Here is a 25147-nt window from a genome sequence, read left to right on the forward strand (position 1 = left end):
CGTTGTCCCTCGTCAGTAAATAATAACAGCGTTTCCCGAGGTTCCAGATGAGTTTTTACGATAATAAAATCCTTCCTCATATTCTAGATACCCTCTGTAGCCACGGGGCAGTGATGAGCCAACGTGAACGTGTTGTACCACGTGCACGCGGAGTGGTTCTCGAAGTCGGTATGGGTAGTGGCATCAATTTGCCGCTTTACAACCCTGATATCGTTGATTTCGTCTGGGGACTTGAACCAGCAGAGGGAATGCGCAAAAAAGCCCTGCCCAACTTGGCCAAGTCACCAGTCGAAGTAAAATGGCTGGATCTGCCAGGGGAGAAAATTCCACTCGACGACGAGAGCGTCGATACAGTATTGCTGACCTATACCCTTTGCACTATATCCGACTGGCAAAGCGCCCTTGAACAAATGCATCGTGTGCTTAAACACGAAGGGAAACTGCTGTTTTGTGAACATGGCCATTCGTGTCATGAACCGGTCTCAAAATGGCAACACAGGATTACACCAATGTGGAAGAAACTAGCCGGCGGCTGTCATCTGAACCGATCGATCAGCGAAATGATTTCGTCAAGTGGATTCACCATTACCGAGCTCGATAACTGCTATATGGAGAGCTTTCCGAAAATCACCGGTTATATGTATATCGGTGAAGCAGAAAAACAGATCGATTGATACATACGCCCGCCGTTTCTAGACAATAACTTGCGGCGGGGTGTAGTATCAGGATTCTGGTAGCGACGTATGCAAGTTGACTATGATGAATAATAATATTGACGAGGTTTTACAATCGGTCTTCGAAAACAGCTCCGATCCTGACGATGCTTGTGAGCGAGTCAGCGCGTTGTACCAGCCCCATGATCTGAAGCTATGCCACCCCAGAGACCAACTACGCGCACAGATGAAACACCGCGACGTTCGCGACACTTCCCTGAGCCGCCTACTCTACAATGCTGAAATCCAAATAGACTCCGAGCCGTTTAAAGATTTTTATCTGGTCATGCTGCCAAGTAGTGGCCATTTCAATGTAAAACAAAACTTCATCGAAGGAGTTGCCTCCCCAAGCAAACCGATCATCCTCGATGCCGACAAACACATCGATATGCGTTGGTCTGAGGACTGTAGTAACCTGATATACAAAGTTAACCGACGACTGCTCGATGAAACACTTTATCAGAGTTATGGCATAGAAGCTAAAAACGCGGTTGAATTCAACTCATCAACAACCGGACTCGCCTCACTGTCTGAATTTTCGGAAGCACTGGGAAATTTTCTGATTAACAACCCCTACGCAAATGACATGGCGAAAAATCCCGAACTGTTCGAAAAAATTGAACAAGTGCTTGCGTTATCTCTACTCTCACAAGGAAACAGTTATAGCGAAGCAATCCTCAACGCTAAGTACGGGGTTAGACCTCGGGTGGTCATCAGGGCCAAAGAATTTATTGAAGAAAATTACACCCGCAAGCTGACAGTGTTGGATATCGCTAACGCAGTTGGTGTAAGTGCAAGAAGTCTACAGAAAGGCTTCGAACAGTACGAGCACACCACCCCTATGCTGTACCTACGTAAATGGCGTTTGCGTCGGGCGCGGGAACTGCTGGTTTTTTCTAGAAACCAGAATATTCGGGTCAAAGTTTCAGATATCGCCATGAGTTGCGGCTTTTTTCATTTCGGCAATTTCAGCAAACTCTACTGTGAATCATTTGGGGAAACTCCGTCCAAAACCCTGTCTGGAAGGCTTTGAGCCTACCCTTTATAGAAGACTTTCAGGACAGCAACGCCGTCCCAAGCTGATAAGACTTACCTCGCATCACTGCGATAATCAGTCCCTCTTGATTTTCCACGCAGACATCATAGACCCCGGTTCGACGGCCACGGGAGACTTCACAGCAACTTGCCCTCAAGGTATCGCCAAGCTTACCGGGTTTAACATATTCGATACTACATCCCTGCGCTACAGTCACTTTATTGTATGTGTTGCATGCAAAGGCAAATGCGGTATCCGCAAGCGAAAAAATGTATCCACCGTGACAACTGCCATGTCCCTGGATCATGTAATCCTGCACTGACATCGTGATTGTAGCGGTGCCGGGCGACACCGATTCGACATTCATCTGCAGGTGGCGGCTGGCGTCATCTCTTTGCATCAAGACCTCCGCACAGCGCTCCGCGAGCTCCTGAGCAGTGAGGCTTTCTACTGCCATGAATAGTTCTCCCACCTAGCCGCTATTTTGGTGATCGACTTACTTCTCATCAAAGTTGACGACGACCTTCTCGGAAATCGGGTGCGCCTGACAAGTCAGTATATAGCCACGTTTAAGATCACTTTCTTCGAGGCCATGAGTAATATCCTGATCCACCTCGCCTTCAACCAACAGAGCCTTGCAGGTAGAGCAAACGCCGCCTTTACAGCTATACGGTAGATCCATACCGTGACTCATGCCGGCATCTAGGATATTTTCGCCATCGGCGGCGAGATCGAAGGAACTTCCACGACCATCAAAAATAACCGTGACCTCGCTGGTCTTTCCAGCGTAAGCGTTAGCGCGAGCATGGTGTTTCTCAATTACGGCACTGGCATCGTCGGCAGAGGCCCCAAATAGCTCATAGCGTATACTGTTCTCTTCAATACCCAGTCCACGCAGGCCCCTTGATACCTCAGAGATCATCGACTCAGGGCCACAAATGTAATACTCATCATAGGATTTCAAGTCGATTAACTGTGTACCGAGAGCGCGCCCTTTGGCGTTATCGATACGTCCGTTGAGAAGATCGACGCCCTGGTCTTCACGGCTGAGAATATTGATCCACTGAAAACGCGTCAGATACTGGTTTTTAAGAAAGCTGAGTGCGTCGCGAAACATGATCGACGTCGTGCGCTTGTTGCCGTAGATCAGTGTTAACCGGCTATTGCTCTCAACATCTAGGATCGACTTGATATTGGATAGAATCGGAGTAATACCACTACCGGACGCAATAAACAGATAGTTCTTCCTATTCCCCTGACTGATATCAGCGCAGAAGTTGCCCTGTGGCGGCATAACCTCAATCTGTGCTCCTGCGACTAGAGCGTCATTCGCAAAATTAGAGAACTTACCACCCTCGACACGTTTTACCGCGATCGTCATGGCAGCATCGTTGATACCAGAGCAGATCGAATAGGAACGTTGTACCGACTCACCGTCGATATTGGCCCGCAGGGTGAGGTACTGGCCCGGCCGATATTTGTACAGTTCAGCTTGTTGCGCTTCGACATTAAAGCCAATCACAACAGCCGAATCCGTTTCTTTCTGCACACTGGAAATGGTCAGCGGCTGGAATCCTCTCGTACTCATTATCCCGATTCTCTCTTATCTTAATCGTTACAGATTCTTAAAATAGTCAAACGGCTCACTACAGCTTCGGCACTGATAGAGTGCCTTACAGGCGGTGGAGCCAAAGTGGCTTACCAGTTTGATATCGAAGGAACCACAGTGCGGACAAGCAATACCTTCATCATCTTTTTGCGACGGCGCTATACCGTAATCCGCCAGCTTTCGCTTTGCCTCAACAGACATCCAGCTGGTAGACCAGGCCGGGTGAAGTTGACGCAAGACCTCAACCCGTTCATAGCCTGCATTTTTCAGGCAGAGCTCAATATCCTCCGCCATAGCGTTAATGGCAGGGCATCCGGAATACGTCGGCGTGATGGATACGGTTACCGCTCCGTCCGTTACCAGCACATCCTGAAGCACGCCCAGCTCCCAGATACTGATTACCGGCACCTCGGGATCCTTGACACTGTCGAGCAGGTTCCATATCTCCGGCACTACTGAAGAACGTCGACGCTCACGGCGCTCAAACTCTTCCTGCGGCAGAATCGGGATAAGGTTGTTTTCACTCACAAACCGGATCCTCGTCAGTTACCACGTACAACCCGGGTACGCACGCTGAACAAACTGCATTTCCGACAAGAGGTGTCCCAAGTGCTCCGTGTGAAAACCTGTACGCCCGCCTTTTACGCGCCAGGCCACATCCGGTAAGGTCACGCCGGCCTCGGCAAAGGTGGCATCACAGGCTGAACGCCAACCCTGTTCAAGACTCGCTCTGTCTACAGCAACACCCTTCTCAGCCAGCTCCTTTTCCAGCGCGTCCATTTCAAACAGTTCGGGCGTGTAGCCAATCAACTGTTCCAGCGCAGTTTGCAGCCGCGCCCTGCTCTCCTCAGTTCCATTCCCCAGGCGCAACATCCATTCTTTGCTACGACGCAGGTGGTAGAGAGTTTCTTTCAGTGACTTTTCGGCAATTGCCGCTAGCGTTTCATCAGCGGACTGCGTCAGTGCCGTCAGGAACAGCAGTTCGAATTCATCCAGCAAATACTGTCTTGCGGTGGTGAAGGCGAAGTCGCCTCGCGGTAATTCATAGATCAGCAGGTTGGTGTAGTCCAGACAGTCTCGGTCGTAAGCCAGTGTGTCTTCAGTAACACCTTCACCCGTCAATTCTGCCGCGTAGGTCAGGAAGTTACGTGCGCGACCGATATAGTCCAGAGCCACATTGGTCATAGCCAGATCTTCCTCGAGGAAAGGGCCGTTACTGCACCACTCGCTCAGACGATGGCCGTGAATAACGGAGTCATCGCCAAGCCGGATGGCATAAGCCGCAAGATCTTGTTGGTTATCAGTAGTCATACGCGGGCTCACATATTGTTAACTTTATCGGGAAGCTGGTAATGCGTCGCATGGCGATATGGCTTGTCATCCAGCGGGTCATAAAAGCTATCGCAGTCGCTTTCCTGAGAAGCACAAATGTCCGACGAATTAACCACCCAGATGCTGATACCTTCCCCGCGACGGGTATAGACATCACGCGCGTATTCCAAGGCCTGCTCGGCATCTTCAGCGTGCAGACTACCGACATGCTTGTGATCGAGACCGCGACGGCCGCGAACGAACACTTCATACAACTTCATATTGGATTGAGACATGATTTCTATTCCTCAAGCAGTGCGGGCTGCAGATCTTTTACTTTCGTAGGCATCGAGCGCTTCGCGAACCCAGGCGCCCTCGTCATGGGCGCGGCGATGATGCGCAACACGGTCGCGGTTACAGTGTCCGTTTCCGGCGATGACTGAATAAAACTCCTCCCAGTCGATTTCGCCGAAATCGTAATGCCCACGATCCTCATTCCAGCGCAGATCCGGGTCTGGCAGCGTCAAGCCAATCGCTTCTGCTTGCTCTACACTTTGATCTACAAACTTCTGACGCAACTCGTCGTTGGACTGCCGTTTAATTTTCCAAGTCATAGACTGACCAGAGTGCTGGGAATCCGAATCGTGGGGGCCGAACATCATCAGCGATGGCCACCAGAATCGATTCACCGAATCCTGAGCCATTTTGCGCTGACGCTCGTCGCCCTCCATCAGGGTCATCAGAATGTGGTAGCCCTGACGCTGATGGAAACTTTCCTCTTTACAGATACGCACCATGCCTCGGGCGTAGGGACCATAGGAGGTCCGTTGCAGCGAAACCTGGTTTACGATGGCAGCACCATCAACCAGCCAGCCAATTGCGCCCATATCTGCCCAAGATAACGACGGGTAGTTAAAAATAGAGGCATACTTGGCAGCCCCGGTATGCAGTGCATCAATCAGCTCTTCCCTTGAAATACCCAAGGTTTCAGCAGCGCTATACAGATACAGGCCATGACCGGCTTCATCCTGAACCTTGGCCAGCAATACCGCTTTCCGATGCAAACTTGGCGCACGGGTAATCCAGTTACCCTCGGGCTGCATGCCAATCACTTCAGAGTGTGCGTGCTGTGAGATCTGGCGAATCAGATTTTTGCGGTATGCCTGCGGCATCCAGTCTTTAGGCTCGATTTTTTCTTCGTTATCTATGCGGCGTTGAAATTCGGCTTCCAGCGTCTTTTCATCGGCAGAACGATTCATTTCATTCGTTGATAAACTCATGGCTCATTCCTCTTAGTCAGAAACACGTTCAATAACCAGCGCAATGCCCTGGCCTACCCCGATACACATAGTGCACAGCGCATAACGCTGCTTTTTTTCAATCAATTCATACATGGCGGTAGTCACCAACCGTGCGCCGCTCATCCCGAGAGGATGGCCGAGCGCGATGGCTCCGCCATTGGGATTAATACGCGGATCGTCGTCCTTCAACCCGAGGGCCCGGATAACCGCAAGCCCCTGGGACGCAAAAGCCTCATTCAACTCGATCACGTCCATATCATTGATACTCAGGCCCACCAGCTCCAGTACCTTCTTCGAAGCTTCATAAGGGCCAAACCCCATTATCGCGGGTTCAAGACCACTGGAAGCCATACCCAAGATCTTGGCTTTTGGCTGCAGACCATGCTGCTTTACTCCATCAGTGGAGGCGATCAACAGCGCGCAAGCGCCATCGTTAACACCAGACGCATTACCAGCGGTCACACTGCCACTCTCCCGAAACGGGGTCGGCAATTCTGATAATTTCTCGTAGGTTGTCCCGGGGCGGATATGCTCATCCTTGTCAAAAACCACCGGATCACTCTTACGCTTTGGAATAGTGACTGGCGTCACTTCAATGTCGAAACGACCCGAGGTTTGCGCTGCATGGGCTTTGGCGTGGGAGCGTACTGCAAATGCGTCCTGGTCCTCTCGACTGATATTAAACGTGGCGGCCACGTTTTCTGCGGTCTCAGGCATGGAGTCTATGCCGTACTGCGCTTTAATGGACTTGTTAACAAAACGCCAACCAATGGTGGTGTCGTAGACTTCCGCTCGACGATCAAATGCCGATCCGGCTTTCGGCATAACAAATGGCGCGCGGGACATGGATTCAACTCCCCCGGCAATCGCCAGATTAATTTCACCGGCACGAATAGCGCGCGCTGCCGTTCCAACGGCATCAAGCCCCGATCCACAAAGCCGGTTTATCGTCATACCCGGCACACTCGCAGGTAGTCCCGCCAGCAGGGCACTCATTCGCGCAACGTTGCGATTGTCCTCACCAGCCTGGTTTGCGCAGCCGTAAAATACATCGTCGACTTTTTCCCAGTCGACAGAGGGATTTCGTTCCATAAGTGCCTTCATAGGCACGGCGCCCAAATCATCGGCGCGAACCTCGGCAAGCGTACCGGCATATCGACCGATCGCCGTGCGCTGAGCATCGCAGATATAAGCGACTAGCGGCTCCATTGATTATCTCCGTTCATCTTCTTGTCTTATTGACGCAGCGCGAGCAAAACTCGCATTCTAAAAACTAGCGACCGACAAATTCAGGGGTGCGCTTATTCATAAACGCATCGACCCCTGCCTTGTAGTCTTGTGTTTGTCCCGCTGCGCGCATCAACTCTTTTTCCAACTCGAGCTGCTCATCCAGTGTATTTGTGGCCGACGCATACAAGGCTTGCTTAGTAAAGGCAAAGCCCTTCGTCGGCTGTGTAGCAAGAGTGGTCGCCATCTCACGAGACTGCTCAACGAGTTGGTCGTCATCAATAACGTCCCAAATCATGCCCCATTCTTTTGCCTGCTCTGCCGAAATTTTTGGGCCGAGCATCGCCACCGCTTTGGCGCGCGCCATACCTAGAAGACGTGGTAAATGCCAGGTACCACCGGAATCCGGGATCAAACCCAGCTTGCAGAACGACTCGATGAAGCTAGCAGATCGCGCGGCAATCACGATGTCGCAGGCCAACGCGATATTGGCACCCGCACCCGCAGCAACACCATTCACTGCACAGATCACAGGTTTTTCCATACTGGTAATCATCCTGACAACGGGGTTGTAGTACTTCGCTACCGAATCCCCTAGGTCGGGAGAAGCCTCACCCGGCGCGACCGCTCGGTCGTTCAAATCCTGTCCTGCACAAAAACCGCGGCCTTCGCCGGTCAGCAACACACAGCGTATCGATTGGTCATCGGCGCAACGCGTCAACGCATCCCTAAACTCCAAATGCATTTCCACAGTAAAACTGTTCAGTGCCTCAGGACGATTTAGCGTAATGAAGGCAGTACCGGCCTCAACCACGAATCGAATATTTTTATAGTCCATCGTCTTCCCCCCTATCTGCGAATCAATCGTCGCGACGCTCAACCAGCGTCATGATGTCGTACACAGCAACGGGTTCGTTATGTTGATTAACAACTTCGATAGCCCACTGCACAACACCGTTGGCTTTTTCGTCACCACGTTTTGCTTTTTTGATCTTCTTTTTCACTGTCAGTTTGGCTTGGATCGTGTCGCCGATTCCCACCGGCTCAATAAAGCGCAGACTCTCCAGGCCATAGTTGGCAATAACCGGCCCCTTGCCGGGATCAACGAACATGCCTGCTGCGGCGGAAAGCACAAAGTATCCGTGAGCGACGCGCTTACCAAAGAACGAGTCTTGGGCAGCAATCTCGTCGAAGTGGGCATAGAAATGATCACCGCTGACACAACCGAAGTTAACAATATCGGCTTCCGTCACCGTACGGCGATGTGTTACCAGCGTTTCGCCAATAACGAGATCTTCAAAATATTTTCGGAACGGATGTACCCCATCAGATTCCACCAAGGCGCCGCGATGGTACTCAGACGTGACCGCCATTAGTGAGCCAGGTGAGCCCTGAATTGCTGTACGCTGCATATAGTGCTTAACAGCCCGCAAGCCGCCCAGCTCTTCACCACCACCCGCGCGTCCCGGACCGCCATGGACCAACGGCATCAATGGCGAGCCATGACCTGTAGATTCTTTCGCGCAATCGCGATTCAGGATAAGCATACGGCCGTGCCATGCGGCCGCCGAGGTAATCAGCTTCTTGGTTTCGACGTTGTCGTAGCTGTAAACAGATGCGACCAGACTACCCTTGCCAAGCTTGGTAATATCAATGGCGTCGTCCAACTCGTCGTAAGGCATAACGGTAGTGACCGGACCGAAGGCTTCAACTTCGTGCACCAGTGTCTTTTCAAACGGACGGTCGCAATACAAGACGGTTTTTGGATAGAACGCGCCTTTGTTCTTGTCTGCACCGATGACCTCAAAGTCATCGCTGCCGCCGTGTACTATTTCGCACTCTTGAGTCAGGCGGGCGACCTGTTCCGCCACATCACGTACCTGATCGCGACTGATCAACGCCCCCATGCGAACACCTTCGTGGGAGGCATCGCCCATCGCGATTTTATCCAGCTTTGTCGACAAACCATCAATGACTGCTTTAACCTTTTCACGCGGCACAATCACACGGCGAATAGCCGTACATTTCTGACCGGCCTTGATGGTCATTTCCTTGCTGATTTCCCGTAAGAACAAGTCGAACTCAGGGTCGTCTTCCGACACCGATTTACCCAGGATGGCGGCATTGAGAGAATCCGCTTCCATAGTAAATGGAATGGAGTTTTCAATAATGTTGGGATGCGTGCGCAGCTTTCGCCCGGTACTGGCCGAACCAGTAAACGTCACCACATCCTGCTCATTCAGGTGTTCGAGCAAATCCCCAACCGAGCCACAAATAATCTGGATTGCACCTGCAGGAAAATAGCCACCATCAACGATATCTCTGACCATCGCCTCTGAAAGATAAGCGCTGGGCGTTGCGGGCTTAACAATCACAGGAACCCCGGCAATCAAACTGGGAGCAATTTTTTCCAGCATCCCCCAAATCGGAAAATTAAACGCATTGATATGTACCGAGACGCCCGGCTTAGACGTGAGAATGTGTCTCCCCAGAAAACTACCGTTTTTAGATAGCGTTTCCGTCTCCCCCTCAACCAGCACGGTATCGTTTGGCAGCTCGCGGGTAGCAAGGCTTGCATAAGAAAAAACTGTACCCAAACCACCTTCTATATCGACCCATCCATCAGCACGGGTTGCCCCAGTCTGTGCGGAGATTTCGTAGAACTTCTCCTTGTCAGCCATCAACGCCTTAGCCATGTTCTTCAGAGCCAGCGCGCGATCATGGAAGGTCATTTCACGAAGGGCTTTGCCACCGACTTCGCGACCGAAGCGAACCACATCCGCGAAATTGATGCCTTCACTACTGACGTGACAAACGGCTTCACCAGTGACGGCATTAAATGTTTCTACCCCTTGGCTGGTGCCCTCGTACCACTTTCCACATACGTAGCTGCTGAGCTTCATAGAACTGACTCCAATGCGCGAATTTTCCAGTCTTTATTAGCGGCACCCGTCGAACAGTGCCGAATTATTCAGGCGATCGATGAATCGGCCTTTTTCATTATGATACATAATTTTTACCTTTGGACAAGTTTTCTGTAACATATGAATCATCAAGAAGACGCTACATCACCGCAACAGGGGCACAGATATGTCTGCAGCAAACCCGTCAATATCTTTAGAATCAGCCAGTTACCAGATCATCGACGGGATTGCCGTCACCGCAATCAACAATCCACCCATCAACGCCATTTCAGCGGCCGTGCGACGCTCCCTGCTCGCCGCACTAAAAAAAGCAGAAGAAGATGGCGCGTCATTGCTGATGATTTACTGTGAGGGGAATACCTACATTGCCGGTGCAGACATCTCCGAATTCGGTAAACCACAGGACTTCCCACAGCTCCCAGATGTTGTTGCAGCGATTGAGAACGCGACTATTCCAGTCATGGTCGCCATGCACGGCAATGCTCTGGGCGGTGGGCTTGAGATAGCGATGGCCGGACACTACCGAAGCGCCCTAAGCGGCACCAAACTGGGCCTTCCAGAAGTTAAGCTGGGAATACTGCCGGGATCGGGAGGCACCCAGCGATTACCTCGATTGGTCGGCGCCGAGAAAGCGCTCGCAATGATATTGGAGGGTAAATCCATTAGCGGGGAGGAAGCACTTCAGGCTGGCCTGATCGACCGCACCCTCGACGGCGATCTCCGCGAATCAGCACTTAGCTATGCCAGAGAACTGGTACAAGCCAACGCATCGACCAGGCGTACCGGCCAGCTGTCAGTGGAAAACCCGGCACCCGAGTTGTTTGCTGCAGCGCGTGCAAAACAGGAGAAAAGTCGCAGCCAACTGCTTGCCCCTAACTACATTATCGACCTTATCGAAGCGGCAACATGCAGCTCTATAGAACTAGGTCAAAAGCTGGAGCGCGAACGGTTTGTAGAGTGCCGCGCCTCGTCGGGCTCCCAGTCACTTCGTCACCTATTCTTCGCGGAGCGCACTGCCGCCAAGCCCAAGGGGATTGGCAACGATATCCCGCCGCGCAGCATTGACCGGGTTGCCGTTATTGGCGCGGGTACCATGGGGGGCGGTATCGCCATGTGTTTTGCCACCGCAGGTTACGCGGTGACATTGGTCGAGTTGAGCAGCGACAACCTGCAGCGGGGGCTTGGCGTTATACAGGGCAATTACCAAAAAGCGGTCGATCGCGGCATTACGCAAAAAACGATTGCTGAAGAGGCCTTCAGGCGTATTACAGGCACCACGGACATTGGAAATATCAGCGACGCAGACTTAGTCGTTGAGGCAACATTCGAAAGCATGGATGTCAAAAGCGATGTATTTGCCAAGCTCGATGCCATTTGTAAACCAGGCGCCATCCTCGCTACAAACACCTCGTATCTCGATATCAATGAGATCGCAAGCATGACATCACGCCCACAGGACGTAGTAGGCGCTCACTTCTTCAGTCCAGCCCACATTATGAAACTATTGGAGGTCGTCCGCAGCGATAAAACCGCACCCGATGTCATCAAAACCCTGATGCAGGTCGCTAAGCGGATCGGCAAAATCCCCGTCACAGTTGGCGTGTGCTATGGGTTTGTCGGTAACCGGATGCTTCAGAAATATGCGCGCCAAGCTCAGCTTCTCCTCATTGAAGGCGCCACACCCGCGCAGGTCGACAATGCAATCAAAAGCTGGGGAATGGCGATGGGACCGTTGTCTGTCGCGGATCTTGCCGGATTGGATATCGGTTACTTCTCCCGTCGTAATCAGGGTATCGAGGTGGGTAGTCAGCCAGAATGCTCCGTACCCGACGAGCTAGTCGACGAAAAAAGGCTCGGAAGAAAGACACTGGCTGGATTCTACGGATACGACGCCGTTAGCGGGACACAGTTTGAAGATGACTACGTCGTCGAAAAGATAAAATCCCACTCAAATAGATGGGGAATTACCCGCCGGGCGATCTCTGATGAAGAAATTGTTGATCGTCTTATCCTGGCACTGGTCATAGAAGGCATCAAAATTCTGGAGGAAGGCGTTGCCGATAGATCCAGCGATATCGATGTCGTCTACGTTAACGGCTATGGCTTCCCCCGTTGGCGAGGCGGCCCAATGTTCTATGCGGAGACGATTGGACTGGAGACTGCTCTTCAGCGCATCAGACAATTCCAGCAACAGACCTTGGATGATTTTTGGGAACCACCCACACTCCTGATCAAAGCAGCTGAGCAAGGGTCTGCAACGCTGGCTATACGCTAAGGAGAGCCTGGGCTGGCCCGACAATCGACTTCAGCTTGCAAGTTGCCTAAACTGCCGCCTAGGCGTTGGAGGTAACAGGGCCATAACAGGCTCCAGGGTCGCTCTGTTCGCCGGTATAGAGACAAGGAAAAGAATCAGTAATGCCGAAGATTACTCGAAGTCCATCACTCGTCAGCTGGATAGAACGCTATATTGCAACGGAGCAACCACGCTCAAAATCTCTGATCATTACCGTATTTGGCGATGCTATCTCGCCCTTTTCCGAGGGCATTTGGCTGGGTGAGCTTATAAAGCTCATGGAAGCTTTTTCAGTGAACGAACGCTTGGTCCGTACCAGCGCATTTCGTCTGGCGGACGAGGGCTGGCTATCGTCAAGAAAAGAGGGCAGACGTAGCTTTTACTCACTGACCGACGCAGGAACACGGCGCTTTGAGTCGGCGTATAAGCATATTTACCAAGAGTACAGTATTGATTGGGATGGAAAATGGACCCTGGTGGTTCTGCAAAAGAACATCGAAGCCACGACAGAGCGATCTGAGCTACGGAAAGAACTTGAGTGGAATGGTTTCAGCCTTCTCTCGAACGGTATTTTCCTCCATCCCCTCGCCACCCTTGATACCGCTAGGCAAATCATTGAGCGGAATGGCTATCAAGACCTAGCTATCCTATTCAGAGCTGAGTCCGCTGGAGATAGCAATGGTTTGAACAGCCTCACGAAGATTAGGGAGAGCTGGAATCTTGAGGAGGTTGAGCACCTCTACCGGAAATTCATCAATGACTTCACGCCCGTTCTGGACCTGGTACATGAGGATAAACTATCACCATTAGTCGCCTTTCAATTACAAACACTCATGATCCACTCATTCCGGCGAGCAAACTTGCATGACCCACTCCTGCCCACCGAACTGCTTCCGGAAAACTGGCCCCACACTCAAGCCTACGAGATATGCAAGGATATCTATAAGGTAACGTGTGAACAGGCACACGCCTTTCTCTCCATGCATGCAGATGTTCCGGCTGACTTGCGCAAGGGAAACAGACTGAACATTTCCGTTGTCGATCGATTCAAATAGATTACCGCTCAATTCCTCATGCATATCGATAGAGCGAAGCGACATTTTGCCTGAAGGAAGATTACCCAAGCGAACAACGCAAACGTCCCCCGAGAAGCCACCGGCCTAGATAGCCGCCTATCAGGCCAATATCGGTGACCTACAATTCCCCCAGCGACTACCAGTTTATTTGCGCGCCGCCGTGAATCGGTGGCAGGTCAAGGGGAGACAAAATACCCGCCTTGCCATCACAGACAGCAGGTATGGCATTCACAATGCGGTTCGCCGCCGAGGCGTTACCACCGCCTGCCGGGCCGGGTTCGATGCGGTCGTGGCCGTGATAGCTCACAACCAGATCCGGCGTGCCGGTGATCATCAATTGATGGCAACCCTGCCCCTCCGGCGGGTAGGGCCAGTCAGGGGCGCAGTCATCGTCAATGCGGGTCACATGCTCAACAACAATTCGCGCCCTGCCGTTCACCATGCCGCGCACTTCAAACCGGAAGGCGCCCTGGGTACCGGCTTCAAACTCGCCCATGCCGTCAACCTGAATGCTTCGCTCCAGCGCGACGCGCTCCACATGCGTCTCGATGCTATCGAGTGTCACATCCAGCACCTCGGCGACAATCGCCACCATCGGCGCCCAGACGATTTTCAGCGCTTCTTCCTCCAGCATACGCGGCAGCGTATCCATACTGAGGCCAAAGCCAATGACATTGCGCACAACGTCTGGCGCATCATAGAGGCCGTAATTGAAGATCTCCTGCATACGAATTTCTTCGATGCCCGACGCTACACCGCTGACCAGTATCGGCATAATATCCATTGATTCGGGAGAGCTAAGGAAGCTCTGCACAACTTCCCGCATTCATAAAATATGGTCGTTTTTCCGCGCCATATGCGCAAAACAACGCCATTCGCTGCTTCGCCTTGTCTGTAGTCAGCCATTTGGCTGGCTACAGACGCACCTTCCCTACGAAGGCAAGTATTTCTCCGCTCTCAGCAGGTTAGTAAATGCCGATAGGACATACAGGCGATTGGTATTTTTCGCCAGTCCGCGGTAGCGCACCTTCCCATAACCAAACTGCTGCTTGATCGTTCGGAACGGATGCTCAACCTTCGCACGAACGCTGGCCTTTATCCCTTCAAGCATTTCCTGAAGCTTGTCAGCCAGCTTGCTCCGGGTGCCGGGCCGTAGCGCGATGCGCCAATCGACATCCCAATCTTTAAATTCATCTCGCTTATGGATGCCGGTATAACCCGCGTCACCCCAGACCCGCTGCTCTTCTCCATGAAGAAGCTGATCTGCCGCATTGAGGTCATGCACATTCGCGGCTGTGGTTTCGATGCTGTGAATCAAGCCGTCCCGGTCATCCACGCCAATATGCATTTTCATGCCGAAGTGCCATTCATTGCCTTTCCTGGTCTGGTGCATCTCCGGGTCTCGCTCGCCATCCTGATTCTTGGTTGAGCTGGGCGCGGCGATAATCGTGGCATCAACAATGGTGCCTTCACGCATCATCAGGCCCTGCTGCCGCAACTGGGCGCTCACGGTATCGAAGATCACCTTGCCCAATTTGTGACGCTCTAAAAAATGACGGAAGCGGAGAATGGTGCTTTCATCTGGCAGCCGGTCAGACAGGCGCAGCCCGGCAAAGCGGCGCATGGACTCAATCTCGTACAACGCATCTTCCATCGCCGGGTCGCTGAGGTTGTAAAATAATTGCAGGCAATGCACCCGAAGCATAATGGGGAGCGGGTAAGGTGGGTTTCCATTCTCACCCTTGGGGTAGTACTTGCGGAGCTTCTTCTCCAGCTTGGCCCAGGGAATCAAGCCATCCATTTTTTCCAGGAACAGCTCCCGCCGCGTTTTACGCTTTTTGTTCCGGTACTCGGCTTCGGCGAAGGTCAGCTGGCTCATGCAGTAGTCCGGTTGAAATAGGTGATCGCAAAATTATCTCAAATTACGGGGGTTATGCAGAGCTTCCTTAGGTCGGCGTTGAACGATAACGCCGCTGTTATCGTGCTCGCCCTTAGTGGTGACGCTATGGAGTGGGAGCTAGGAAGCCCAATTTTTCGACGCCTCGTCATGGGCTGGAAGGTGATGCATCAAAAGCAGGTTGCAATTCTGGTTGAAAAAGCGGCAATAGCTTCTGATGAAATCAAGCAAGACTTAGCCTTGCTAGCTAGCTTGGGGGTGTTGATCGCAGAATACGATGGCAAAGCACCTTATCCGGGTGTTTGTGCGCCAGTGCAAGTCGGATACAGGGACGGTTCAAGCAAAACCCTTCTTGGGGATAATTTAATTGCCGCTTGCCCTGGAAGCCACTTTCTTGCAAGTGATGAGCAGTCGATGTGGGTAACAACTGATCAGTTTTCAGGATATCGATTCCAGAAAATTGATGCTGCGCAATGGCAAGCGCAGCGAAATGGCGCTGAAGTGGTAGAAGTTCATACTGAACTGAATGGCGCAGCTCGAAAAATGTCGTCGCGTTTTATCAGTTTGCTCGAGCAAAAGGCGCCTTCATTTTTCAAAGCTGTACGGGATGAAAAAGTCAGTCGGCTTGTTTACGAGGACCGATACCTAAAGTCTCCTTCATCGGTCATCATTCTGGCAGGCATGCTTCGAGGTTTCTCTTTGGACGAAAACTGCGCTGTCGAAATCCTAACCGCGAGAGCGACCAGCGACCGAATAGGGCGTTTTAACTGGCACGATTGGCTGGACGAGGAAGACCAACGGGTTGTCACCCAGGCGTTTTTGAAACTGAGTTTAAAAGATGCAGAAGAGAGCGGCCCAAAAATCCAGGTCAGCGTTGCTGATTCGGTTAAGGAGCTCACTCACAGGCGGGTGTTAACTCTCGAGTTAACGTCCGGTGAAAAATATACTCTGGCCTTCGATCAGGGCGTAGGGTACTGGACAACTAAGTCTGAATATCGGTACAGGGAGTTCGATTTCACTGATGACCCAAAGGCCCAGATTACTAGAATGCTGGAAATTGGAGCCGCCTGTGATGTTGTAAACTCGGGAGACTGGTCGACGGATATCACGATTTATCGCAGCGAAGATCGAAAAATATCGTAACTCGGAGAAGAATTATGACAGGCATCCTGTTTTATGCCGCATTCAGCACAGTGCTTGGTATCGCTTACCTGCTTTTTGCAAAGACACGAGACAAGGCGCTCTGAAATTCGACAAGTGTCATCACTTTTTTAGCATTCTGATCATAATTTGATCATTTCTGCTGCGTATCATAGCGGAAGGTTTACATGGTATCGTCTTTTTCGCTGAAGTTTGTAAATCTGCCTGCTGATTGAAAGATGCATGCCGATAATCTCTGCCAGATTTGATGACACTTGCCGAAAACTGATGACACCAATCACGGCATTCTCCGCAAGGCTTCCTTCTCATCAACGGCGTATTGCTAGTCCGGCTTACGTGGGAGATTTGTGGGGACCACATGTCCTCTACTATGCCAAACTATACCCAAAACAACGGACGCCTCGGATATTTTTCATTTAAAAACAGTAGCTTAGGAATTGGTTGGATTTCTCATAACCCGAAGGTCGTAGGTTCGAATCCTGCCCCCGCTACCACATTAAAGAACGGCAAATCAGTTACTTACTGGCTTGCTGTTTTTTTTCGCCTGTTGGTTTTTATAGCCTGTGACGCTTTGTGACGGTTTCTGTGACGGTTTTGAAAATCGAGAGACCGGAGGTGGGCTCATAAACGACCTTCGGGCATCCCGAGTTCGAAATGTCGCGCGCTTAAAATCCAAAGAATTATCTGGCAGTCGCAGCGTATACGCCTCGATGGCAATGAATATTGCTATTCAATAATGGACCGTACTTGTGCGTTGCTGTTTATGTGGTTTATTAGCTCAGCCGTTCGGCGAAGGCTAGATATACTGCCAGGCACCAGCATCGTGCTGCCATGGGAGAGATTATTGCGCAGCCCAGAAACAATTCCGATATAGTAGTGAACACCTAGGTTTCGAGTTAAACCATCTTGCAGGTCGTCAACGGTAATGTGGCGACTTGGATCTTCCGGTACTTGACCTGCAGCTCGCAATTTATCTGCAGAGCGCTTTCGCTCTTCTCGAATACCTGCTTTGGTAAGATCGTCCAACCGATCTCCGAAGTAAGCCGTATCCAGTAACCCTGCATCAAAAGCCCAGCGCAGTAGACGACCCAAACCAATTGGCGTCTTCCCGGGTGCAAGCTTCGCATGGATTCTCTTCAATGCAAGCTCAAGCGTACTAAATCCGACACTTTCTGCCACTTGGTGAAAGCGATAAACAAAGCGTGAATATAAAGCAACGTTCTTGGCAGTTTCAAAAAGCTGGCGAACGTCCACATCTATACTGGTATCTAGAGTGACCAAGGACAACTCAGCGTGAAAATCTTCAATCTCGCCGGCTAGGAACGGTCGATCATACTCAAAAATGGTCGATAATGATTTAAGGGGGTCTTTGACGTTTTCCATGGAAAGTACTCAGAGAACCGCGCACGACAGCTGACTAAAACATATTGCTGTATTCATGATTAGCCACCTATGGATATTTATCTTTACTGAATAACACATACCGAAGGGCATTTTTCAGTAAAGTCTTAAAAACTCATAAGGCCGGACTCGCCAGAAGCGGACATTGCCATTTTACTCACCTTTATCCGATAATTCATTTTTTAGCTCGTTTAGCTTTCCACATAACTTATCAATAAAGTCGCACACACTGTCGACCGCATTTTCAACCTCTGATTTACCCGAAGAAACTCTTTCAGATGTGCGAAAATCCAGTTCCTCTTCAGCCCAAGAAGTCAAAAAATCATATATCTTCTGCTCTTCGCCTGAGAAGACAGAGGGAGGCACTTGACGATTCCCTATAGACTCTAATGAAACAAATTCAATAAAATGCAATGTCCTGTATAAGTCAACAAGCATTGAGAAGCTGTCTGCTGCAAGTGATTCATATTTACCTAGCCTATTTCTCTCCCATACATTTGCTTCGGGAGAAAGTATGCTCAATGAGTCGATAATCCCTTTGAATCGAGCTAATGGATAAGCATCTGCTTTTAAAGAGGCCCTGTGTTTCCATACTTTCAGTATTAATTCGACAGCTTGCTTCTGGTACTCTTCTTTCTTTTCAGGGTTACTCTCCCGTTCAGCTCGATCCATCACTTCTGCCAAGTGGTGGGACATCCATTTTCCGAGAGTGTCACAGCTATCTGAAAAACCCAGCTCAGCCGCCAGATGGTGACCAAGTACCAACACATCCTTCAGTGGTAAAGATTTCTCCAGTTCTTCTGAAAAGATAGAGTCTTGCGTACCGCGCTTCTTTTTCGGAGTCTTCGTTATATTTTGTAATTCCATCTTTACTTGCTCTTCGTGTTATTTCGACTTCAATAATCAAATCTAATTCAACTTCATTTAGGTATTTCTTAAGGTAATATGATGATATTTTCAGGCGATGCCCATCGGAAATAACATCTTCTTCATATATGTATTCCCTTTGTCTGGAATCGTCTCTAACGTCACCCCATGCTTCATAAGCAAACGCATTCTCTCCATTGGAATCAACCCAGCTAACCGGATAACTATTGGTGCGGTGCAATCCTAGTATCTTAACGACCTCTTCAGAGGGCATACTTTCAATCATACGAACACCATGATTAAACGTATCTTTCTCATCCAATCGTGAATCACCAGAATGTTCACTGATCCAGCCACGCAATAGATAGGGGTCATCGTCTATCTCAAACTTATTACCCGCGGGTGGCAGGCGATAATCATGCGAGTCATCAGATGTTTGAAGAGCCCGAACCAAGGACAGGCCTGTATCAGGGTTAACTAGAGAAGATGATATTCTCACGGTAGAACGGTGCTTACTGGTTCGTATACTGTGATACGAATCAACAGTTAGACTTTTATCACCAGAGGATAAGCCGATCTCCAACTCAAAATCATAAGCGTTGATTTCAGCTATCCAGCTCTCTACCTCAACAGAAGGAGGTTTGTGAAAGCGGCTTTCCAGCGGAGTCGGGCATCGAAGATCACTCGACCAGTGTGGCGGCTGAGTTAACCCCTCTTGCCTTAAAAAACCATCTAACGTTCCGTAATCGTCATCATCATATTCAGCTTCAGCCAGCGAATTTTCAACCATTAGAGAGCCAATGCTACACCACATAGCATGCCACTCCAGATAATACCGATGCCGTTCAATCGTCGGCATAGAACCGTGACTATGACTGTAAAGATTATAGTTAGCCCGTTCGAATTTATATTTCCTTGGTTCGTTTTCCCATGCTGACAAATCTGAACCGCTTTTCCATCGATCAATGATCCAAGCTTCAGCCTCGTCAAGAAACATCTCTTGGTCTACATCAGAGAAACACCTTATCGCCCCTGGATATACATAACTTAGAGTATCTAGCGAATCAAAACGAAACCGTCTCTCTTTATCCTCCTCATGAAACCCTCCACGGGAAACTCTACGCTTAGGTTTTTCGGTAACTAAGTCTGAGGTATTAATACTGCGTACCGCAGCAATTTCATATTCATCGAAATCCAAGAAACCGCCTGAAATCAGCTTGATCAAACAAGATTTAGCAAAATGGCGCATTAATACGTGCGGAAACTCTTGATCAGTAGCAATACTCAACAGCCAACGCGCCAAAGATACAATCGCCTCTGGCTCCTCGGATGCAATTCGATCAAATGTAACGATGAGCCAAAGACGTGCTGACAACCAATAAAAAGGCACGTTATCTTCACGATAGCCTGGCATAGATTTACGGTCATATAGAACGGTCAACGCGACTATTGTATTAAAATCACCCATTCTGGCAGATGCTCTAATACTATGCGCCGCTCTCCATCTCACCCTAGTATCTACATCACCTAGAAATGAATAGAGTTGACATGCTAACGCTGACTCAGCTGAGCGTTCAGAATCAATTACTTTTGTTGGGATTTTTAAGCGTGTGCTCAACCGATGAATATACCGAGTAGTGACATCTGCAATTTGTTCATCGCTGCAATAATCAGCCAGCAGTCTGATCACCGAATATAGCTTGGTTAATGGCAAAAATTCGGCATTTCGTTCCAGACCATCTAGCAGCAAACTAACCGTCTCTTCTTTATTCAAATGAAGGCTATGAATTACGCCTTTTAGCATCCCCTTGTCGTAGCCATAACTTTCATTGTAAGAAAATTCGCCCAAGTGATTAGCAATCAAAATTGGTAGGTTTTCCTCCCTCCAGGAAGATATAGCATGGGATGATCCTACCCAGAGGTTAATACAGTCAGTTAATGTTTTAGCCCATGTATAGCCAACATCATCAATTACTCGATCATCAGCTAGAAGATTCAGAAAATTAATACGATCTTTTGATTCCAAACGACTGCTGGCTGACATCAAGAAGTCATCGGTCCCAATATAAAGCTTCTTACCTCTAGCCTCCTTCTTTTTAGCTTTTATCAAATCTACAAAATCAGTAGGTGATTCAAAGGAGATTTCCGCAAGATTTACACGGTCAAGAAACTCCTTTTCTGTTATCTCCCTAGCTTTAGAGTCGAGCTTATCGCTATCAACATCAACCTTAATAGTTTCTCTGTTTTGTACCTTAAACTGAATTAGTTGATTTAGTGCCGAATGCCAATATCCACTATCATCGTCATACGGGATTAGCTCATTTAGCGTTTGACATACTTTGGAGCTACCATTCTTGCTGAACCGTAACAGCTCGGCTCTAGCGACTTCTTCTATTAGCTGCCTGGAATTTTGAGAGTTTACAGCCGATACCAGCTTGGTAAGAAACTCACCACTCAGATCATCACAAAAATTAAGTAGAGATGCTGCCTGTGCAGAGCTTATAGTTCCCTCTGATAAACCCGTTGACATCAATGCTGGTAGGGTTTCATTGGCTGAAACCAAATCGAAATCTTCCCAATACCCGATCAGACTGATGGCTTTAGCCATATCCAATATAGCAACAGCAGAAATCGCATCCCCCCAAGGGAAATGATCATATCCCTCAAGAAGAGTACCGTATTCCGTTATTATCGCCGCCATCTGATTAGCTGTTTGTTGCGAAACTCCTGTCGAAAAGTGCTTTTTGGCGTTTTTGGATAACGTTGAAAATAGAGTTACATCACGCATAGCATCGACATCAACGTCATTAGCGATATTAACTGCAATTTTGAATACCTCCCTAGCTTCATCCTTGTCCACAAAGAGCAATATTCTGGACAAATCCAGAAGAATACTGATTTTTTCACTAGCTGCTGCTTTTAGAGCCTTTACTTCAACTGATCGGTCGTAAATGTCTTTAGCAACCAATAATCTTAACTCAGGTATTTTTATTAGATTTGAAATAACTTTGCGTTGGCCGGAAGAATATACAGATGGCCACTCTTTAAAACATGCCTTAGACAAGGTTAATATTGTATTCATATCAACATCTGGCATTACTGATAGACTTGCTACAGATAAGGAAAGCCGACTACATATAGATTCAAAATAATGCTCTCTAGGCATTCTCCAAGAATTTGCAAATAAAGACCTTAGTGCAGAATTAACTTTATCCCCAGCATCTTTAGGCAATATATTGGATAGCAATATGTCTGCACGGACAGCATAGACTGTCATTAAATTAGACAGGCTTTCTTTTATTTCCTTGTGTTTTTCCGATAATTTTTGCTTCTTCCTGTTTTTTTCAGCCTCTTCAAGATTTTCATGTATAGCTGAATCAATCCAATATAATTCTATTGTGACGTCGAGACCACGATGACGCATCAACAAAGAGTAAGCTCTAAAAGCAATATCGTTTTTAAGAATGTCATGTATGTAGATGTTATTAACTAAACGCCATTTATCTGGGCATAGATATTCAAGGATTGGCTCAACAGTGGACAAATCCACTCCGTTGGCTGCCAGAATTTCACAGCCACTAAGTAGCATTTCTGGGTAGTTGAACTCGCCTGCGTCTCCTGAAGTGTGCCGTTCCAACTCCTTCAGATCGCAGTACTTCAGTATCCTCTTGTTACACAGTGACTTCTCAAGAGCGGCACAGTTAATATCATTACCGGCAAGTGCTAAATGTATGCCGAATAATGATGACCAAGGCTCGGGGATACAGCCACTACTTAAAAATTCTTGAATAGTAGCTGCCTTCCCTGATGACAATAGACGACCCACGAGTAAGAGTGCGATCTTGTAATGAATACTTCTCGGCTTCCAACTACAAATAAAGTCATATGCAGCCTTATAACCCTCCATATCCAAGACTGAATGAGCAATAGCAGCAATATCATCAAGCTCTATTGGCCAAGGCTCAGTATGTTGATGCCAATGCTCGCTTTTCTCAGATTTTTTCCGCTCAATGTCCTCACTTCGTCGATTCATCCATTCGCGAAGAATACGTTTCTTTTCGCGAGCAGCAATAAAGTCTTTGTCGGCGGCATCACGAGCAACTATATGAGACAAGAATCTGCCATGACTTTCATACGTCTTTGACGAATAAAGTATGTTTCGACCTACGGTATCGGATGCAAAATGAATAGATAAGTCTGGATTCTCAGCAATAATCTTGTCCACGGCATCATCCGTTTTTATGGCTTCTGCACCAACCAACAAGGTAAATATCGCATCTGCTGGCTCACCTGCCGCACGGCATACTTTCATTGCAAGTTGTAACCGTTGACGCTGGACTTCTCGACGAATTATTTGATCTTTTATGGCTAGTGGTGCTTCACTTTCCTGAATGATTTCTATGATTTTCTGGCCTTGTCCTGCTGAAAATAGTGCTGAAGCCAAATGCATTGCCGAATATTCATCGTTCTCGTGATGAGCGCAGAAATGGGCTGCTGAACGCTGATAAGCCTCTAGCAGCTTCGGTTCAGCCTTTTTTCGGACAAAGAATTCAACATCCTCATCAAGAAACCCAACTTTGTCTTCAAGAACACGCATTCCCGGAAGGTCAGAGACAATATCATTAATCCTCTCTATTGATATTCCTACAACACTAGCCAAATGTTGCTTTGGAACTGGTGCAGGCAATGCAATTAATGACGAACAGACAAGAGACAATGCATCAAAATCACCTTCTTTCAAAATTGCCTCTTCAAAGCGGGCTTCAAAGATTTGATCTAACCCCTTGCCATTTGGTCTTAAAAAATCGATGGCTTTCCCCGGATCAGAACCTGCATATTCAAATGCGTAACTTTGCACCCGTGGATTTTGGTTAGATAAATTGTGGAAATCCTCTATCCACGCCTCCGTTGCATTGGGGTATTGGCGAGACACATTGAGCGCAGTCTCTTCAAGTGAGAAATTAGAAATTTCTACCGATTTGTATTTATCAGGAATAGATAAAGATTCTAAGCGTCCAGTTCTTGCAGAGATCATCAGCCTAACATTACTCGGCAGATTACCAATCTTAATCAGCTCATGAACAAAACTAGTTTCTTCTGGTTTACACTGTTTTGCCCCCGTTACAGTATTATCCGCTGCATCAATAACAACGACCAACAATGCATCGCCCGCTTGAGCCTTTAAAACCTCACTTGCACTGTCAACTCGTAAAGAAAAGGCTTTGAGAAAATCAATGGAAGAATCCGGACTAATCAGCAGCGGCAATCTTAACTGCGCCGAGGTTTCATTGATTATTTGCAAGTAGGCATCTTTGTCTCTATGTCGATAGGCTTCACTGTCCATATAAGTACCCGCGCCATAACAGTCATAGGTGATCATAACTGAGCCATCGGGCAATAGGCTTTCAACCTGTTTTAGTACGGTCGTCTTACCACTACCACCTTCTCCATGTAGGCAGATAAACTGGTCGCCCTTAATCATGGCAGTTTGTAACGCAGTAGCAGCGCTTCTACTAACCGAGTTTTCTACTAGCTTGAGTCTTGGAGGACATGGGAACAGAGCAAGAGGGTCTGACACATTCATCCATGTCAGCACTGTTTCTCTCGTGATATAACTTCCCGTAGCCTCCGGCAGCATCAACTTGTGAATTTGGTCTTTCAAATCCAGCACAAAGCCTCGATCAGCACTATGTGTTAGATTTAGAATTTCATTGATCGCATTCTCTTCTTGCTCAAAGCGAGACCCCGTACCACACTCAGAAAAGTCGAAGAGTGAAATAAATTTTTTGAAGTTTCTTTTATTGAGGCCACTAGCGACCCTCAGCGTTTCATGTTTATTGTTGCATGCATCGGAAAGTGATCTCTGAAGGTCCGCACCAATGGGGCGATTACTGACTAGCCTGATTGTTAGCGCACTAGTGCTGATCAAATCCGGCCTAGTTTTCAATATGGCATTAAATGAATCAGCAAGCCCTCTGATGATGCTATTATTTGAAGACTTCGACTTGGAGTTTGTTAACTCTGAAACTGTCCAATTCTTTTCAGGCGTTGACGAGGAATACTTTAATTGTTCAATGACAATTTTTTCAGCTCGCTCTACCGTATGGCCACCATAGAATAATGCGCAATCAACGGAATCCCACTCTGATAATTCTTGCGAATTTTCATCATCAAGGTTTACACCTTCAACTGTTACAGCAGCTAAAGATGTATTTTGATCCAGCAATTGTAATGCCAAACGAAGAGCCCACCACTCATGAAAATCATCACCTGAATTAGAGCCTCTGGCACCGAGATATTCTGCTTTCATGTCTTAATAATCGATTTAAGG

The 25147-nt window shown here is 48.6% G+C and carries 18 protein-coding genes; 5 read left to right on the forward strand and 13 right to left on the reverse strand.

Annotated features, from left to right (window positions below):
* Positions 1–47: 47 nt before the first annotated feature.
* The gene (locus tag HCU74_RS14370; protein WP_028968206.1) at positions 48–674 is read left to right on the forward strand and encodes a class I SAM-dependent methyltransferase; all 627 of its coding nucleotides are present in this window, start codon (positions 48–50) and stop codon (positions 672–674) included.
* An 82-nt stretch (positions 675–756) separates the two neighbouring features.
* On the forward strand, positions 757–1746 hold the full coding sequence (locus HCU74_RS14375; protein ID WP_022958340.1) for an AraC family transcriptional regulator: 990 nt from the start codon (positions 757–759) through the stop codon (positions 1744–1746).
* A gap of 22 nt (positions 1747–1768) precedes the next feature.
* Here the strand turns inward: HCU74_RS14375 and paaI are convergent, their stop codons facing one another.
* The 9 genes from paaI to paaZ form a co-directional block, all read right to left on the reverse strand.
* A complete protein-coding gene (gene paaI / locus HCU74_RS14380; RefSeq protein ID WP_022958341.1) occupies positions 1769–2206 on the reverse strand; it encodes a hydroxyphenylacetyl-CoA thioesterase PaaI in 438 nt (145 codons plus the stop codon).
* Positions 2207–2245: 39 nt separating this feature from the next.
* Positions 2246–3337 (reverse strand): 2Fe-2S iron-sulfur cluster-binding protein, encoded by a 1092-nt coding sequence (locus HCU74_RS14385; protein WP_022958342.1) that lies wholly within the window; start codon positions 3335–3337, stop codon positions 2246–2248.
* 27 nt (positions 3338–3364) lie between these two features.
* Positions 3365–3886 (reverse strand): 1,2-phenylacetyl-CoA epoxidase subunit PaaD, encoded by a 522-nt coding sequence (gene paaD, locus HCU74_RS14390; protein WP_168451122.1) that lies wholly within the window; start codon positions 3884–3886, stop codon positions 3365–3367.
* 18 nt (positions 3887–3904) lie between these two features.
* Positions 3905–4669, reverse strand: a complete 765-nt coding sequence (paaC, locus tag HCU74_RS14395) for a 1,2-phenylacetyl-CoA epoxidase subunit PaaC (RefSeq protein ID WP_022958344.1) — start codon at positions 4667–4669, stop codon at positions 3905–3907.
* Between the two features lie 8 nt (positions 4670–4677).
* A complete protein-coding gene (gene paaB / locus HCU74_RS14400; RefSeq protein WP_022958345.1) occupies positions 4678–4965 on the reverse strand; it encodes a 1,2-phenylacetyl-CoA epoxidase subunit PaaB in 288 nt (95 codons plus the stop codon).
* A 12-nt stretch (positions 4966–4977) separates the two neighbouring features.
* Positions 4978–5949: a 1,2-phenylacetyl-CoA epoxidase subunit PaaA gene (gene paaA, locus HCU74_RS14405; protein WP_210425293.1), complete on the reverse strand. Its 972-nt coding sequence runs from the start codon at positions 5947–5949 to the stop codon at positions 4978–4980.
* A 12-nt stretch (positions 5950–5961) separates the two neighbouring features.
* Complete coding sequence (pcaF, locus tag HCU74_RS14410; RefSeq protein ID WP_168451123.1) at positions 5962–7179, reverse strand: 3-oxoadipyl-CoA thiolase; 1218 nt, start codon at positions 7177–7179, stop codon at positions 5962–5964.
* A gap of 64 nt (positions 7180–7243) precedes the next feature.
* Positions 7244–8035, reverse strand: a complete 792-nt coding sequence (paaG, locus tag HCU74_RS14415) for a 2-(1,2-epoxy-1,2-dihydrophenyl)acetyl-CoA isomerase PaaG (protein WP_168451124.1) — start codon at positions 8033–8035, stop codon at positions 7244–7246.
* A gap of 22 nt (positions 8036–8057) precedes the next feature.
* On the reverse strand, positions 8058–10100 hold the full coding sequence (gene paaZ, locus HCU74_RS14420) for a phenylacetic acid degradation bifunctional protein PaaZ (protein ID WP_168451125.1): 2043 nt from the start codon (positions 10098–10100) through the stop codon (positions 8058–8060).
* Between the two features lie 187 nt (positions 10101–10287).
* Between paaZ and HCU74_RS14425 the strand changes: the two genes are divergently transcribed.
* Positions 10288–12396, forward strand: a complete 2109-nt coding sequence (locus HCU74_RS14425) for a 3-hydroxyacyl-CoA dehydrogenase NAD-binding domain-containing protein (RefSeq protein WP_168451126.1) — start codon at positions 10288–10290, stop codon at positions 12394–12396.
* 140 nt (positions 12397–12536) lie between these two features.
* Entirely contained in the window at positions 12537–13469 is a 933-nt protein-coding gene (gene paaX, locus HCU74_RS14430) for a phenylacetic acid degradation operon negative regulatory protein PaaX (RefSeq protein WP_168451127.1), read from the forward strand.
* A 157-nt stretch (positions 13470–13626) separates the two neighbouring features.
* Here paaX and HCU74_RS14435 read toward each other — a convergent pair whose 3' ends face one another.
* On the reverse strand, positions 13627–14304 hold the full coding sequence (locus HCU74_RS14435) for a hypothetical protein (protein ID WP_210425294.1): 678 nt from the start codon (positions 14302–14304) through the stop codon (positions 13627–13629).
* Positions 14305–14421: 117 nt separating this feature from the next.
* Complete coding sequence (locus HCU74_RS14440) at positions 14422–15369, reverse strand: IS5 family transposase (RefSeq protein WP_168451129.1); 948 nt, start codon at positions 15367–15369, stop codon at positions 14422–14424.
* 21 nt (positions 15370–15390) lie between these two features.
* Here HCU74_RS14440 and HCU74_RS14445 point away from each other — a divergent pair, with 21 nt between their 5' ends.
* Complete coding sequence (locus tag HCU74_RS14445; protein WP_168451130.1) at positions 15391–16530, forward strand: hypothetical protein; 1140 nt, start codon at positions 15391–15393, stop codon at positions 16528–16530.
* Positions 16531–17274: 744 nt separating this feature from the next.
* Here the strand turns inward: HCU74_RS14445 and HCU74_RS14450 are convergent.
* Together HCU74_RS14450 and HCU74_RS14460 are read right to left on the reverse strand one after the other, a co-directional pair.
* Positions 17275–17931, reverse strand: coding sequence for a hypothetical protein (locus HCU74_RS14450; protein WP_168451131.1), 657 nt, complete (start codon positions 17929–17931; stop codon positions 17275–17277).
* A gap of 754 nt (positions 17932–18685) precedes the next feature.
* Entirely contained in the window at positions 18686–25126 is a 6441-nt protein-coding gene (locus tag HCU74_RS14460; RefSeq protein ID WP_168451132.1) for a P-loop NTPase family protein, read from the reverse strand.
* Positions 25127–25147: the final 21 nt, after the last annotated feature.

The sequence above is a fragment of the Spongiibacter thalassae genome, from assembly GCF_012272835.1.
In the GTDB taxonomy this organism is placed as follows: Bacteria; Pseudomonadota; Gammaproteobacteria; order Pseudomonadales; family Spongiibacteraceae; genus Spongiibacter; species Spongiibacter thalassae.

Coding starts and splice junctions, on each gene's coding strand:
- paaZ (WP_168451125.1), bottom strand. CDS start 10,100: ATGAAGCTCAGCAGCTACGTATGTGGAAAGTGGTACGAGGGCACCAGC.
- HCU74_RS14370 (WP_028968206.1), top strand. CDS start 48: ATGAGTTTTTACGATAATAAAATCCTTCCTCATATTCTAGATACCCTC.
- paaA (WP_210425293.1), bottom strand. CDS start 5,949: ATGAGTTTATCAACGAATGAAATGAATCGTTCTGCCGATGAAAAGACG.
- HCU74_RS14425 (WP_168451126.1), top strand. CDS start 10,288: ATGTCTGCAGCAAACCCGTCAATATCTTTAGAATCAGCCAGTTACCAG.
- paaC (WP_022958344.1), bottom strand. CDS start 4,669: ATGACTACTGATAACCAACAAGATCTTGCGGCTTATGCCATCCGGCTT.
- HCU74_RS14440 (WP_168451129.1), bottom strand. CDS start 15,369: ATGAGCCAGCTGACCTTCGCCGAAGCCGAGTACCGGAACAAAAAGCGT.
- pcaF (WP_168451123.1), bottom strand. CDS start 7,179: ATGGAGCCGCTAGTCGCTTATATCTGCGATGCTCAGCGCACGGCGATC.
- HCU74_RS14460 (WP_168451132.1), bottom strand. CDS start 25,126: ATGAAAGCAGAATATCTCGGTGCCAGAGGCTCTAATTCAGGTGATGAT.
- paaB (WP_022958345.1), bottom strand. CDS start 4,965: ATGTCTCAATCCAATATGAAGTTGTATGAAGTGTTCGTTCGCGGCCGT.
- paaX (WP_168451127.1), top strand. CDS start 12,537: ATGCCGAAGATTACTCGAAGTCCATCACTCGTCAGCTGGATAGAACGC.
- HCU74_RS14375 (WP_022958340.1), top strand. CDS start 757: ATGATGAATAATAATATTGACGAGGTTTTACAATCGGTCTTCGAAAAC.
- paaG (WP_168451124.1), bottom strand. CDS start 8,035: ATGGACTATAAAAATATTCGATTCGTGGTTGAGGCCGGTACTGCCTTC.
- paaI (WP_022958341.1), bottom strand. CDS start 2,206: ATGGCAGTAGAAAGCCTCACTGCTCAGGAGCTCGCGGAGCGCTGTGCG.
- HCU74_RS14385 (WP_022958342.1), bottom strand. CDS start 3,337: ATGAGTACGAGAGGATTCCAGCCGCTGACCATTTCCAGTGTGCAGAAA.
- HCU74_RS14450 (WP_168451131.1), bottom strand. CDS start 17,931: ATGGAAAACGTCAAAGACCCCCTTAAATCATTATCGACCATTTTTGAG.